This is a genomic window from Georgenia satyanarayanai, assembly GCF_009193135.1.
Lineage (GTDB): Bacteria > Actinomycetota > Actinomycetes > Actinomycetales > Actinomycetaceae > Oceanitalea > Oceanitalea satyanarayanai.
Genome location: NZ_VUKC01000001.1, coordinates 522,039 through 536,188 on the forward strand (window position 1 = coordinate 522,039; position 14,150 = coordinate 536,188).

10 protein-coding genes are annotated in these 14,150 nt (G+C 75.0%); 3 read left to right on the forward strand and 7 right to left on the reverse strand.

The features are described 5' to 3' along the window. The first annotated feature begins 9 nt into the window (after positions 1 to 9). On the forward strand, positions 10 to 1,302 hold the full coding sequence (locus GD632_RS02370; protein ID WP_152188251.1) for a glycosyltransferase: 1,293 nt from the start codon (positions 10 to 12) through the stop codon (positions 1,300 to 1,302). Here the strand turns inward: GD632_RS02370 and GD632_RS02375 are convergent. Genes GD632_RS02375 through GD632_RS02405 form a run of 7 tightly spaced genes read right to left on the reverse strand, consistent with a single transcriptional unit; the run spans position 1,286 to position 10,852 of the window. Beyond that, a complete protein-coding gene (locus GD632_RS02375) occupies positions 1,286 to 1,930 on the reverse strand; it encodes a pentapeptide repeat-containing protein (protein ID WP_152188254.1) in 645 nt (214 codons plus the stop codon). The genes GD632_RS02370 and GD632_RS02375 overlap by 17 nt on opposite strands. Next, on the reverse strand, positions 1,927 to 2,421 hold the full coding sequence (ybaK, locus tag GD632_RS02380) for a Cys-tRNA(Pro) deacylase (protein ID WP_152188256.1): 495 nt from the start codon (positions 2,419 to 2,421) through the stop codon (positions 1,927 to 1,929). Before ybaK ends, GD632_RS02375 begins: the two co-directional genes overlap by 4 nt. Continuing rightward, positions 2,418 to 5,075, reverse strand: a complete 2,658-nt coding sequence (locus tag GD632_RS02385; protein ID WP_152188258.1) for a DEAD/DEAH box helicase — start codon at positions 5,073 to 5,075, stop codon at positions 2,418 to 2,420. The genes ybaK and GD632_RS02385 overlap by 4 nt, the downstream gene beginning before the upstream one ends. Positions 5,076 to 5,102: 27 nt before the next feature. Next, positions 5,103 to 6,659 carry a metallophosphoesterase family protein gene (locus tag GD632_RS02390; protein ID WP_152188260.1) on the reverse strand — a complete coding sequence of 519 codons (1,557 nt, stop codon included), beginning with the start codon at positions 6,657 to 6,659 and terminating at the stop codon, positions 5,103 to 5,105. A 25-nt stretch (positions 6,660 to 6,684) separates the two neighbouring features. After that, positions 6,685 to 8,214 carry a patatin-like phospholipase family protein gene (locus tag GD632_RS02395; RefSeq protein ID WP_152188262.1) on the reverse strand — a complete coding sequence of 510 codons (1,530 nt, stop codon included), beginning with the start codon at positions 8,212 to 8,214 and terminating at the stop codon, positions 6,685 to 6,687. Beyond that, on the reverse strand, positions 8,214 to 9,869 hold the full coding sequence (locus tag GD632_RS02400) for a GMC oxidoreductase (RefSeq protein ID WP_152188264.1): 1,656 nt from the start codon (positions 9,867 to 9,869) through the stop codon (positions 8,214 to 8,216). Before GD632_RS02400 ends, GD632_RS02395 begins: the two co-directional genes overlap by 1 nt. Continuing rightward, the gene (locus GD632_RS02405; RefSeq protein WP_193311303.1) at positions 9,866 to 10,852 is read right to left on the reverse strand and encodes an enoyl-CoA hydratase/isomerase family protein; all 987 of its coding nucleotides are present in this window, start codon (positions 10,850 to 10,852) and stop codon (positions 9,866 to 9,868) included. The genes GD632_RS02400 and GD632_RS02405 overlap by 4 nt, the downstream gene beginning before the upstream one ends. A 75-nt stretch (positions 10,853 to 10,927) precedes the next feature. On the opposite strand from GD632_RS02405, the gene GD632_RS02410 reads away from it, so the two are divergent. Together GD632_RS02410 and GD632_RS02415 are read left to right on the forward strand one after the other, a co-directional pair. Further along, on the forward strand, positions 10,928 to 12,166 hold the full coding sequence (locus GD632_RS02410) for an SRPBCC family protein (RefSeq protein WP_193311304.1): 1,239 nt from the start codon (positions 10,928 to 10,930) through the stop codon (positions 12,164 to 12,166). A gap of 75 nt (positions 12,167 to 12,241) precedes the next feature. After that, positions 12,242 to 14,062 (forward strand): S8 family serine peptidase, encoded by a 1,821-nt coding sequence (locus GD632_RS02415; RefSeq protein ID WP_152188271.1) that lies wholly within the window; start codon positions 12,242 to 12,244, stop codon positions 14,060 to 14,062. Positions 14,063 to 14,150: the final 88 nt, after the last annotated feature.

A 14,150-nucleotide genomic window follows, 5' to 3' on the forward strand; every position in this document is an offset into this window, starting at 1 on the left:
AATCGGGGCATGGCCTCGATCATGCTGACCGCGATGCCCTTCGCCGGGCACGCCCGCCCGGTCCGCGCGGTCGCGCGCGAGCTCGTCCGCCGCGGGCACGACGTGCGCGTGTACACCGGCCGCTCCTACGTCACGTCCTTCGAGGAGGTCGGCGCGCGCGGGGTCCCGTGGGACGCGGCGCCGGACTTCGACGAGCGCGACCTCGCCGCGACCTTCCCGCGGCTGCGGGGGCGCAAGGGCTTCGGGCAGGTCCTCGTCAACCTCGAGGACCTCTTCCTCGGGACGGCGCCGGCGCAGGCGCGGGACCTCGAGCGCGCGCACGCGGCCGAGCCCTGGGACCTGCTCGCCGGTGACCCGATGGCCCTGGGCACCCGGTTCGCCGCCGAGCGGACCGGCTCGCGGTGGGCGTCGATCTCCCCGGTGCCGGTGTGGCTGCCCGGCCCCGGCATCCCGCCGACCGGCCTCGGGCTCACGCCGGCCGCCGGACCGCTCGGGCGCGCCCGCGACCTCGTGCTCGGCACCGCAGCCTCCGCCGGCACCCGGCTGCTGACCCGGCGCTACCGGGCCACCCGCCGCCTCGTGGGCCTGCCACCCGACAGCGAGACCTTCGCGAGCATGTGGTACTCCCCGCAGCTCCTCGTCGCGGCCGGGTCACCCGGCCTCGACTACCCGCGCAGCGACCTGCCCGGCCACGTCCGCCACGTCGGCGACCTCACCGACGACGGCGGGGCCCCGGCGGCCGGCCCGCTGCCGGACTGGTGGGAGGACGTCGCCCGGGCGACCGTGCCGGTCGTCCACGTCACCCAGGGCACGGCGAACATCGACCCCAGCGACCTCATCCTCCCCGCCGTCGAGGCGCTCGCGGGACGGGAGGTGCTCGTCGTCGTCGGGCTCGGGCACCGCACGCCGCCGCTGCCCGGCCCGCTGCCGGCGAACGTGCGCGTCGCGCCGATGGTCCCCTACCCGCACCTGCTGCCGCTCACCGACGTCATGGTGACGAACGGCGGGTTCGGCGGGGTCCTGCAGGCACTGCGCCACGGCGTCCCGCTCGTCGTCGCCGGCGGGGACCTCGACAAGCCGGAGATCGCCGCCCGGGTCGGGTGGCACGGCGCGGGCGTCAACCTGCGGACCGGGCGGCCGCGGCCCGCCGCCGTCGCGGCGGCCTACGACGCCGTGGTCACCGAGCCGCGGTACCGCGCGACGGCGGCCCGCCTCGGTGCCGAGCTCCGCGCGCTCGGCGGCACCCGCGCGGCGGCCGACCTCCTCGAGGCGCACCTGCGCGGGGTCAGCCACCGAGCGTGAGGCCGAGCTCACGGGCCAGCGCCGGCAGGAGGGCGATCGCGTCCTCCTCGGCGACGCGGGCGCCGCGCAGCCCCCCGACGCCCCCGACGCCCTCGAGCCGGCAGCCGCGCAGCTGGACGTCGCGGCAGCGCAGGCCGGACAGCTGGGCGCCGCTGAGCACGCAGTCCTCGAGGAGGACGCCGTCCATGACGGTGTCGGTGAAGGTGGCCTCGCGCAGGTCGCAGCCACGCAGGACGACGCCGCGCAGCTGGGCACCGTGCCAGCTCGTCAGCGTGCCCTGGACCCCCTCGAGCAGGACCGAGCGCAGCCGCACCCCGGCGAGCAGGGCGCCGGTCATCCGGGCCTCGCGCAGCGAGCAGCGCAGCAGCGAGCCGTCGCGCCACACGAGGTTGGCCAGGTCCGCGCCGTCGAGCCGGCAGTCCGCGAGCGTCACGCGCTCCCACTGCCCGCCGCCCGCCCGCACGCGGGAGAGGTCACTGCCCTCGACCTGCGCCTCGCGCAGGCCGGGCACGACGGCGCCGGTGAGGTCGACCCCGGCGGTGGTCGCGTCGTCCAGCGCGGTGACGTCACCCGGCTCGAGGTGCGGGGGCACGTCCGGCTCGGGCACCGAGCGTGGGACCCGGGTCACGGGCGGCCGATCCGCGCGGTGCGGGCGCCGGTGAGGGCGAGGAGGTCCGCCGGCGCGAGCTCGACGTCGGCCCCGCGGCGGCCGGCGCTGACGAGCACCGTCGCGTGCTCCAGGGCGGTCTCGTCGACGACGGTGGTGAGCCGGCGGCGCTGCCCGAGCGGGGAGATGCCCCCGACGACGTAGCCGGTGGCCCGTTCAGCGGCGGCCGGTGCCGCCATCGTGGCGCGCTTGGCGCCGACGGCGGCGGCGAGGGCCTTGAGGTCCAGCTCCCCGGTGACCGGGACGACCCCGACGACGAGCGCGCCGTCGACCTCCGCGACGAGCGTCTTGAGCACGCGCGCGGGGTCCACGCCCAGCGCGTGGGCCGCCTCCAGCCCGAAGGAGAGCTCGCTGCGGGGGTCGTGGACGTACTCGCGCACGGTGTGGGCCACGCCGGCCTGCTGCAGGGCGAGCAGGGCGGGCGTGCCGGCCGGCGCCGCCCGGCGGCTCACCGCGGGCCCACGCCGAGCACCCGGACGACGGCGCCCTGCGCCGCGTCGCTCGCGTCGAGGTCGACGACGGCCCAGACGCCCCAGTCGTGCTCGCCCTCCGGGTCGTCCAGGGTCTGGCGGACCAGCCACAGGCGACCGTCCCCTGCCAGGGCGAGGGCGGCGTCGTCGTCCTCGGGCAGGCCCGCCCGCAGGAGGTCCTCGCGCAAGGGTCGCTCGTCGATGGTGACGAGGGAGGCGGCGCGGGCGGCGACGTCGGTGCCGAGCCAGTCGTAGTCCTGCCAGTACGGGTCCATCGCCTGTGCCCAGCGCTCGGCGTCCCAGCCGTCGGCGCCGTGCATGGCCCCGAGCGGTTCGTAGTGCTCGCGCGCGAGCAGCTCCACGCGCGTGAACAGCGCCTTGCGGACGGTGACCCGGAACCCGTGGCGGTTGCGGGTGAAGGCGACGGGCTGGCCGTCCTCGCCCTCGCCGAAGCGGCGCTCGACGCCGTCGGCGGAGTCGGCCGGCGCGACCGGCTCGCCGGAGCCCATGAGGGACTCCCACTCGTCGAGGAGGCTGGAGTCGACCGAGCGGATGTGGTCGCCGAGCCAGCCGATGATCTCCTCGACCTCCTCGGTGCGGGCGCGCTCGGGCACCACCTGGCGCAGTGCCCGGTAGGCGTCGGTGAGGTAGCGCAGGACCACGCCCTCGCTGCGCCCGACGTCGTAGCGGGAGACGAGCTCGGAGAAGGTCATCGCGTTCTCGACCATCTCGCGGACCACGGACTTCGCCTTGAGCTCCTGGTCCCCGACCCACGGGTTGGTCTGCCGGTAGGTGGCCAGCGCGGGCTCGAGCATCTCGGCGAGCGGGCGCGGCCAGGTGACCTCCTCCAGCGCCTCCATCCGCTCCTCGTACTCCATGCCCTCGGCCTTCATCGCCCCGATCGCCTCGCCGCGCGCGTGGCGCTGCTGGCCGTACAGGAGCGGGCGCGGGTCCTCCAGGGTGGCCTCGATGACGGAGACGACGTCGAGCGGGAAGTCGGGGGACTCCTCGTCGAGCAGGTCGATGGCGGCGAGCGCGAAGGGCGACAGCGGCGCGTTGAGCGCGAACTCGCGCGGCAGGTCGACGGTGAGGTGGACGTAGGGCTCACCCGGGTGGGCACGGCGCCAGGCGGCGTCGCGGTGCTCGACCACGCCGGCGGTGCGCAGCGATCGGTAGATCTCCGCGGCGCGGCGCAGGTGAGGGTTCCAGGTGGTGGGCGGCTCGTGGTTGTCGGTGAGCAGCCGGTACATCGCCAGTACCGGGTCCCCCGGGCGGGCGAGCACGGACAGGACCATCGTGTGGGTCACCGCGAACTGGCTGGTCAGCGCCTCGGGCTCGGCGTCGCGGAGACGCTCGAAGGTCTTGTCGGTCCAGTTGACGACGCCGGCCGGGGCCTTCTTCCGGACGATCTTGCGGCGCTTCTTCTCGTCGTCGCCGGCCTTGGCCAGCGCCTTGGCGTTCTCGATGACGTGCTCGGGGGCCTGGACGACGACCTCCCCGGTGGTGTCGTAGCCCGCGCGGCCGGCGCGGCCGGCGATCTGGTGGAACTCCCGCGCCGTGAGGTGACGGGAGCGCTCGCCGTCGAACTTCGTCAGCGAGGTGAGGACGACGGTGCGGATCGGCACGTTGATCCCCACCCCGAGGGTGTCGGTCCCGCAGACGACGGCGAGCAGGCCCGACTGGGTGAGGCGCTCGACGAGGCGCCGGTAGCGCGGCAGCATGCCGGCGTGGTGGACGCCGATGCCCAGGCGCAGGAGGCGGGACAGGGTCTGGCCGAAGCCCTTGGCGAAGCGGAAGTCGCCGATCGCCGTCGCGATCTGGTCGCGGCGCTCGCGGGAGGCGACGGTGACGGACGTGAGCGACTGGGCCCGTTCGACGGCGTCCTTCTGGGCGAAGTGGACGACGTAGACGGGGGAGCGGCCCTGCTCGACCAGACGCTGGAGGAGGTCCTGGATCGGCTCGAGGGAGTAGTCGAAGGTGAGCGGGACGGGGCGCTCGGCGCCAGAGACGACGGCGACCTCCCGGCCCGTGCGGCGCGTGAGGTCCCGCTCGAAGAAGGAGACGTCGCCGAGGGTGCCGGACATGAGGACGAACTGGGCGCTCGTCAGCTCGAGGAGGGGCACCTGCCAGGCCCAGCCGCGCTGGGGGTCGGCGTAGAAGTGGAACTCGTCCATGACGACGACGCCGACGTCGAGCGCGGCGCCCTCGCGCAGCGCCTGGTTGGCGAGGATCTCGGCGGTGCAGCAGATGATCGGTGCGTCGGGGTTGATCGCGGAGTCCCCGGTGACCATGCCGACGTTGTGCGAGCCGAAGAGCGCGACGAGGTCGAAGAACTTCTCCGAGACGAGGGCCTTGAGCGGCGCCGTGTAGTACGTGCGCTCGCCCCGGGCCAGGGCCACGGTGTGCGCGGCGAGCGCGATCATCGTCTTGCCCGAGCCGGTGGGCGTGGCGACGATGACGTGGGACCCGGTGGTGATCTCGAGCAGCGCCTCCTCCTGGTGGGGGTAGAGCACGCGGCCGGTGCCCTCGGCCCAGGTGGTGAAGCCCTCGTAGAGCGCGTCGGGGTCCAGGTCCGCGCCCGGGCCCGCCTCGTCCTCGAGGCGGTCCAGCAGGGAGTTGAGCTCGTGGGTGGTCACCGGCCCAGTCTCGCAGAGGGGTCCGGCTCACTCTGCGACCGGCGTCTCCACCGTGAGGTCCTGCCACCACCACTGCCCCTCGCCCGCCCGTGTCCCGACGATGTGGTCCTCGAGGGTGGGGTTGGACTCGTGCTCGGCGCAGCCGGTGACCCCGAAGCAGCGGATCTCGATCTCACCGGGCCGCACGTCGACCCGGAGAAAGCTCTTGAACAGCGGAGGGTCGGGCAGGTCCCAGTCGAGGTACTCGGAGAAGAGGCGGTGGAAGAGCCCGCGCGGCTGCGGCAGGACGAACCGGGCGGCGATGCGTGCCCGAAGGCTGACCCTGGCGGCCCGGTCCTCCTCCACGGTCGGCTGCACCGTCCCGCCGAGATGCTCGGACATGAGGGCCGGGGCCTCCTCGCGAGGGACGACGAACAACCCCTTCCCGCGGCCGAACCTCCGGTCGAAGAGGACGGAGTAGGTGGCCAGGGAGTCACCGCGCCGCGGGTAGCACCTGAAGTGCGACTCCGTGCAGCCGCTGTTCTCCGGGGTGACGAGGGGGATGGTGTGCGTGGCCTTGGTGTAGGCACCGCCGGCCCCGCTGACGACGTACTGGACGGTCCGGCCGTCGTGGGACACCTCGTAGCGCTGGTAGTTGTGGATGTCGCCGCCGATGACGGCGATGTACCGGTTCGCCGCGTTCTCGACGAGCGCGTTGACGGTCCTGTCGGGCCCGTCCATCGACACCTCCTTGCGCCGGGCGTTGGCGATGAGCGGCTTGCCGGTGAGGAGGATCTTGTCCGTGTCGAGCGCGGAGACCGTCCGCAGCCAGGCAGCCTGCTCGGCGTCCAGGGTGCCGTCGATACCCGTGTCGATCCCCACGAGCAGCAGGTCGTGGAGCTCGATGGCGAAGTAGGGGCCCGGCTGGTTCGAGACGTGTGGTCGCAGGGAGCGCAGGCGCTCCAGCTCGTCCTGGGCGGTCTCGGACGCCTGGCGCCAGAGGCAGCGGTGCAGCAGCCGCTTCCACAGGATCGGCTCCCGGCGCGCCGGCGGCCGCAGGTCGGGGTCGGCGCCGCAGAGCAGTGTCATGAACCCGTGCAGACCGTCGTACCAGTCGTGGTTGCCGGGGACCGCGTAGATCGGGCCGGGCAGGGGGCGATAGGGGTGGAGGAACTTGTCCTCGTAGTCGCTGACGTCACCGGCCGGGTAGATGACGTCGCTGACGATGCAGGTGAAGGAGGTGCCCTCGGCGGAAGCGAGGAGCGGCCGGACGACGTGGTACTGGGAGTTGTCACCCTCGCCCGTGTCGCCCAGGACGAGGAAGGAGACCTCCTCCCGGCCGGCGAAGGTCCCCACCGTGAGGTCCTCGATGCCGCGTCGTCGCTGGGCCTGCGTCCAGCGGTGGCGTTCTGCCGCGACGACGCCGGTGAGCACACCGGAGAGCCTGTCGTTGCGGGACAGCCACAGGGGCCGCGGGGAGAACCACGAGAAGCGGCGCGGCACGTACCCCTCCCGGTACAGGGCGCCGATGTCGGCGCGCTCACCGCAGCCCCACCCCGCGGCGGCGGCGGAGGTGCGGGAGGAGAGCGGGACAGGCGCTGGCATGACGGAACCTCTCTCGCGTCGTCGTTCACAACCCTCTGGGGGCGTCCGCCGGGCTGACGTACACGTCCCAGACCTGACCGAGGAAGAGTCGCCCGAAGCGGGCGAGGGCAGCCCAGCGCTGGACGGCCGTGTCCCCGCGGGCACGGAAGGTCGTCAGCTGGCGCGCGAGCGCCGGGGGAGTGATGCGCAGGATCCCGGCGGCCACGGTCTCGGCCTCCTCGGCGTCGTCCCAGTCGACGTGCCCGCGCAGCAGCCGGGTGTAGAGCGTCGTCGTGTCGGCCCAGAAGTCGGGCCCGGGGTCGTCCTCCACCACCTTGTGGCCGAGGAGCGTCAGCGGGAACCCACCGGAGTCGGTGAAGTGCAGCCGGTAGAGCATCCGCTTGCGCGCCGGGTCGGACTGGTCGACGAAGAGGTTGAACGTGCCGCTCTCGACGGGGAAGCGGCCTCCCAGCGGGGAGTACTCCACCCAGCCGCGGGCGAGCGCCTCGTGCTCGGGAGAGGCGACGAAACGGTCGAGGTCGCGGACGACGATGGTGAGCCTGAACCGGAGCCGCTCCTGCTCCTGGGCGCCGGTCACCGCACCCTCGAGGGGGTCCCGGGCACCCCAGGCCGCGAAGCCGGCCATCACCTCGGTGAAACGGATGCCCGCGCCGGAGGGGCGCGGCAGCGGGTCACCCGCCGGGTGGGTGGGGATGCCCTGCTCGGCGCACCAGCGACGGCCCGCGGCGACCCCGAGCTCGACGGCCATGCGCATCCGGTCGCGGCGGAAGGTGAAGAGGTAGTGGACGGGGACCTCCGCCTGGAGCAGCTTGACCTCGATGTGACGACCGAACTCGCCCCCGCCCGTCGCCGCCCAGGCGGCGTTGCTGCGCTCGATGCGGTCGAGCTCCGAGCGCAGCCGGCTGTTCGCCGCGGCCTCGATCACCTGGAAGTACTGCGGGACGAGACCGGGCCGCCAGGTGCCGCGGCGGCTCACGGTCCAGATCACCCACAGCTCGTCCGCGCCGCGGCGCGCCGCCTCCTCGAGGTTCGCGTCGGTGGCGAAGACGGCGTCGATGTAGGTGTGGCCGTCGATCGGGACGGGCGGGAACCACATGGGCAGGGACACGGCGGACAGCAGACGGTCCTCGTCCATCTCGGCGGCCTCGGCGATGACGAGCTCGTGCGCGGAGAAGTCGTAGAGGTTGAACGTGGCCTCCCGCGGGGTCGCCCGGATGGCGGTCCAGTCCAGCCCCCAGGCGCCCAGGACGTTGCGCCGGAAGCGTTCGAGCCTGAGGACCGAGGGCGCGAAGGGCCCACGGAGCAGCCCGCGCAGGTTCGGCTCGACGGCACCCAGCGGGGAGTACCGCCGCCAGTTGTCCGCGATCTGGCGTCCCGTCATGCCCTGCGCCCACATGGCGAGGTTGAAGACCCCGCCGCTGGCGCCGTCGGCGTGGTCGAACTCCAGGCCGGCCTCGTCGAGCCACACCTGCAGGACACCGGCCTGGAACGCCACCTTGGTGCCGCCCCCGGCGAGGACGAGGGAACGGCGCGGGGGGTCGGTGGGCCGGTCCATCAGCCGCTCCGTTCGATCATCCGGGCGCTGAACCGTTCGGCCAGCGCGGCGATGGTGAGCGCCGGGTTGGCCCCGACCGGGCCCGGCATCACCGACCCGTCCGCGACGAAGAGCCCGGGGTGGCCGAACGCCTCGCCGTGGTCGTCGACGACGCCCTCCCGGGCGTCGCGTCCCATCGGGCAGCCACCCAGCGGGTGCACGGTGACCACGCGCCCGAGCCGCCACGTCGGGTTGAGCTTGAGGCGGGAGTCCAGCGCGGACGCGATCGCGGTCATCGTCGCGACGAGGCCGGCGAAGTACCGCGCGGACGTCGCCGTCGTCCAGTCGACGTCGAGCCAGCCGTCGCGCAGGCGCATCCGCCCGTCGGGCACGTCCCGGCCCATGCCGAGCAGCGGCAGGGTGCCCGCCGACGCGCGGGTGCTGCCCAGCAGGGCGGCCGTGCGCGCCGACAGGTGGCTGCGGGGTGAGGCCGTCACCGCGGCCAGCACGCGGTCCAGCGCGAACCACGCCCCGCGGCGCACCGGCCCCCAGGCGTGGGCGGTCTCCAGCATCCAGCCGACGAACTCCGGGTAGCCGCCGTCCTGGACGAAGTGCCCGCGACCGCCGTCGCCGTCGAGGGCGTCCCCCACGCGGACGGTGCTGGTGATGACCGGCCCCCGGGAGGGGTCCAGCAGGCGGGTCCGGCTGCCGGTGACGAAGCCGAGCAGGTCCCCGTTGCCGCAGAAGCGGCTCCCCAGGCGAGGGCTCAGGCGGGGCAGACCGGTGCGGGACCTGAGCAGGAGGTAGGTGCTGCCCAGCGACCCGGCCGACACCACGACGACCTTGCTGTGCCACGTCTCGACGGGCAGGGTCGAGGTGTCCCACGGGGTCCCCTCGCGCTCGGGACGGTGCCGGACGAAGTCCACCTCGTAGTGGTCGTCGCGCCAGGCGATGCGGCGGACCTCGCACCGGTCCTCGATCCGTGCCCCGGCACGCTGGGCCGCGGAGAGGTAGGTGTAGTCGGTGGTGTTCTTGCTGCCGAAGTTGCACCCGGTGTCGCACTCGCCGCACAGGCGGCAGGCGTAGCGCTGGGCGTGGTGGAGGTTGTCCTCCGGGGCGCCGACCGGGATGCCCGGCACCGGCTCGGGCTCGCCGAAGGAGACCGCGAGGTTGGGGAGGGACCACGCCAGGCCCGCCCGCCGGGCGGCGGACTGCATCGCGAGCGTCTTGGCGGTGCGGTCGTAGGGGGCGCGGTCGACGGGGTAGGGGGTGGCCCCGAGCATGTCCTCGGCCGTCGCGTAGTGCGGTGCGAGGTCGTCGTAGCTGACCGGCCAGTGCTCGGTCCGGCCCGCCCCGGTGGGGTCCTGCGCGAACCAGGTGGGGGGCTTGCGGAGCAGCACGTTGGCGTAGATGAGTGAGCCGCCGCCCAGCCCGCTGGCCACGACCGCCTCCAGGCCGCGGAAGGACCAGATGTCGAAGAGCCCGTGCAGGCCCTTGCTCGGGTCCCAGAAGTTCGTGGCGAGCTCGCGGGGGCTGCGGGCGAAGGACCCGGGCGGGTACCGCTTGCCCCGCTCGAGGACCGCCACGCTGCGTCCGGCCTGCGCGAGCCGGCAGGCGCTGACGGCGCCACCGAACCCGGAGCCGATGACGATGGCGTCGAGCTGCTCCGCCGTCACGCCGCCCCACCTCCTCCCGCGCGGCCCGCCCCCGCGACGACGGGACCGCCGAGGTCGACGTCGGCGGTGGCCAGCGCGTGCAGCACGGCACCGGGCGGCACCGCGGCACCGGAGGGGAACATCGCGAGGAGCCGCTGCATCCCCTGGCGGCCCTGGGCGGAGGTGCTGGTGACGACGAGCCCCACCCGCTCCTCGGCGAGACCCGACCCCAGGGACCGCGACCCGCCGTGGTAGACGCTGCGCTTGAGCATCCGCACCGTCCACGGCGACCGCCGGGAGGCTGTGCGGGCCGCGGCCAGGGCGGTGCCGAGCAGCTCGTCGGCCGGCGCCTGCGCGTGGACCAGCCCCAGGTCCAGGGCCTGGGCCGCGTCCAGCGCGGTGCCCTCGAGCATCATCTGCAGGGCACGGCCCGGGCCCACGAGGCGGGTCAGGCGCTGCGTGCCGCCCCCGCCGGGGATGATGCCGAGCAGCCCCTCGGGCAGGCCGATGCGGCACGTGTCGGTGGTGGCCATGTACCGGAGGTCGCAGGCCAGGGCGAGCTCACAGCCCCCGCCGAGGGCGAGCCCGTTGACGGCGGCGACGAACACCGTGTCCGAGCGGCCCATCCGCAGGAAGAGCCGGTGCATGCGGAGCAGGGCCCGGGCCCCGGCGGCGGGCGTGCGGTCGAGGAGGGCACCCGCGCCGGGCACACGACCGAGGCCGTCGATCAGCGCGAGGACGGCCGGGGCCGCCGCCGGGGGGACGTGCACCGGCACCCGGCCCGCCATCGCCTCGATGACGCCGACGTCGAAGTGGGCGGCGAACTCCTCGTGCGGCTCACCGGTGAGCACGACCGCGCGCACCGAGGCGTCCGCGTCGACCGCGCGGACCAGCCGGGCGAGGTCGTCGACCACCTCCATGGTGAGGAGGTTGCGGGGAGGGTTGTCGATCCGGACCAGCAGCACGCGGCCGGTCCGCGCCACGCGGAGCGTCGCGTACGCCATCGGACGGCCTCCCTCTTCCCCGCGCGGTGGGCGACTCCGGCCACCGCTCGCGGGTGTGACGCATATCATAGTGACGTGCGCGGTGAAAGCGGAAGGCGACGGCGCGATGACGCGCCCGTCGAGGGCCATGTCGACCTCGACGTCCCGGTGGACCAGGTCTGGCGGCTGTTCGCCGACGTCGCCGGGTGGTCGGGCTGGAACGGCTGCATCTCGGGGGCGCGCGTCGTGCCCGGGGGCCGGCTCGCGGCGGGTGCCACGCTCGTGTGGGCCTTCCGCCCGATCCGCCGCCGCTACCTGTACCGGCTGCCGGCGATCGCGCGTCTCGTCGTCGTCGAGCCGGAGCGTGAGGTCACCTGGGAGGTGACGGCGCTGCCCGGCTTCCACGCCCGGCACACGTACTCCTTCGCGGACCTCGGCGGTGGCCGCAGCCGCTTCGGCTCGTGGGAGCAGGCGTCGGGCCCGCTGTACCGGGGGCTGCGCCGGTTCTGGACCGCGCACTTCCGGTTCGTGTGCGAGGAGTCGGTCGCCGGGGCGGCCGCCGCCGTGCGCCGCGGCGAGGGGGCCGCGCGGCTGGTGCGCCACGGGTCACCGACGAGCGGGGTGCCCCTCGTCGTCGTCCCGGGCATGGACGGGTCGGTGGGGACCGTGGCGCCCCTCGTCGAGCGGCTCGCCCAGTCCCGCCCGGTCCTCGTCGTGGACTACACGACCGAGCGCAACGCCTCGCTGGAGGACTTCTCCCGGGAGGTCGCCGAGCTCGTCCGCGCGCACGTCCCGGGCGAGGTCGACGTCCTCGCCGCGTCGCTCGGCTCGATCGCCGCGGCACAGGCGATCGGGGACCACGGCCTGCCCGCGCGGCGCGTCGTCCTCGTCGGGACCTTCACCCGGGTCGCCGACACGCGCCTGCGGGCCAACAACCTCCTCGTCGCGGTGTCCCCGCGGCGGGTGTACCAGGCCCTGGCGCCGCTCCTCATGGCCTGGGTGTGCGGGCCGGTGGGCGACGGACGCCGCCACGCCTTCTTCCGGAACGTCCGGCGCAGCGACCCGACGCAGGTGGTCAAGCGCACCCGGTGGGAGATCGGCCGCGACTTCGCGCCGGAGCTGGCGAAGATCGCGGCGCCCACCCTCGTCCTCATGGGGGAGCGGGACCGGTTCGTGCCCGACCTCGACGAGCAGCTCGACGTCCTGCGGCGGCTCGTGTCGCGCCCGGGTTCCGAGCTCCGGACCGTCGCCGGCGCGGGGCACGTGCTGCTCCCGAGCGCCGCGGTCGACGCGGCCGTCGCGGCGGCCGAGGCGTTCCTCGGCCCCGAGCCGTAGGCCGCGGGCCCCCGCCCGCGCCCGTGTCGGTGGTCACTCCTACGCTCGTGGCAGGCACCGAGCCGAGGGGGCACCATGACGACGACGACCGGTCGCGACTTCCCGGAGCGCGTCTACGCGCTCTGCCAGCCGGGCGGGGCGCCGGCCTCGCTCTTCGCGCCCGGGCAGGTGGTGACGGCCCGGACCGTGGAGCGGTTCTACGCCACCGACGACGACGTCGCCCGCACCGCCGCGGCGCTGACTGGGGCGGGGTTCGAGGTGCTCCACACCTCGCGGCTCCTCGTTAACGTCGCCGGTCCGCCCGAGCTCTTCGAGCGGGTCTTCGGGCGGCGGCTGTACACGGAGGAGCGGCAGGTCATCAAGCCCGGGTCCGTGCGGGACACCGGCACCTTCATCGACTTCGAGGGCAGCGCGGTCCCCGGGCTCCTCGAGACCACCGGCTCGCCCCTGGCCGACGTGGTCGCCGCCGTCGCGATCGAGGAGCCGTACTACCCGGCGTCCGCCGGGCCCGCCCCCGAGCCGTCGCCCGACCCGCCGCCCGCGGACTACTGGCACCTCACGCTGCCCGACCAGCTCGCCACGGCGCTACGGGCCGACGGGCCGCACCGCGACGGCGTCACCGGCGACGGCGTGCGGGTGGCGATGGTCGACACCGGCTTCCAGTCCCACCCCTTCTTCGTCTCCCGCGGCTACCGGGTGGAACCCACCGTCCTGGGGCCCGGCACGGCCGACCCGGAGGTCGACGAGAACGGGCACGGCACCGGTGAGGCCGCGAACGTCTTCGCCGCCGCGCCGGGCGTCACCCTGCTGCCCGTCAAGGCCGCGACGGCCTCGGGCGCGCTCGTCAACGTCACGGCCGCCTTCACGGCGGCGGTGGCGCTCGACCCGCACGTCGTCACGAACAGCTGGGGGTCGGACCAGCCGGACCCGCCGCTCAGCGCAGCGAACCAGGCGCTGGCCGCGGCGGTCGCGGCCGCGGTGGCCGACGGCGTCGTCGTCGTCTTCTCGGCGGGCAACGGGTCGTGGGGCTTCCCCGGGCAGCACCCCGACGTCATCTCCGCCGGCGGGGTCTACCAGGGTCCGGACGGCGGCCTGCGCGCCTCGGACTACTCCAGCGGCTTCGTCTCCCGCGTGTACCCGGGCCGGCGGGTGCCGGACGCCAGCGGTCTCGTCGGTCTGCTGCCCGGGGCGACGTACCTCATGCTCCCGGTCCCGCCGGGCTCCGCCCTCGACCGCGACCTCGCCGGCGGCACCCACCCCGACGGGGACGAGACGGCGCCCGACGACGGCTGGGCCGCCTTCAGCGGCACCTCCGCGGCCGCGCCGCAGCTCGCGGGGGTGTGCGCACTCCTCGCGCAGGCGGCGCCCGGGACCGCGCCGGACCGGGTGCGGGAGGTTCTCGCCGCGACCGCGCGCGACGTCACCGCCGGCTCCAACCACCCCGAGTTCGGCGAGCCGGCCGGGCCCGGGCCGGACCTCGCGACCGGCCCGGGCCTCGTGGACGCCGCCGCGGCCCTCGCCGCGCTCGGGGAGAGCGGTGACACCGCTGTCGCGCTCGTCGTGCTGCGGGCGCCCTCGGGGGAGGAGCCCACCTCGTTCCGCGCGGCGACGAGCCGCGAGTGGCTGCCCGCCGCCGGGACGGTGCGGGAGGTGGCCGCGGTGCTCGGGCGGGCCGGGTTCACCGTCGGCCCCGCCTCGGGCCCCACCTTCTCGATCGCCGGGCCGCCGGCCGTGTTCGCGCGCGTCTTCGCCGCCGAGCCGGTGCGCGCGCAGGACGGCGGGTGGACCAGCGAGCGCGGCGACTCGCTGCCGCTGGACGAGCTGCCGGAGGAGCTGAGGGAGGTCGTCCGAGCGGTCGTCCTCGAGCGGCCGGCCGAGCTCCACACCGACCGGTGACGGCGGTTCCCGGCGCGCCGTCGTCGGCGTCGGGGAGTAACGTGCCCGCGTCGCGTCGCCCGCCCGGGGTGGCCACCGCCGTCGGGAG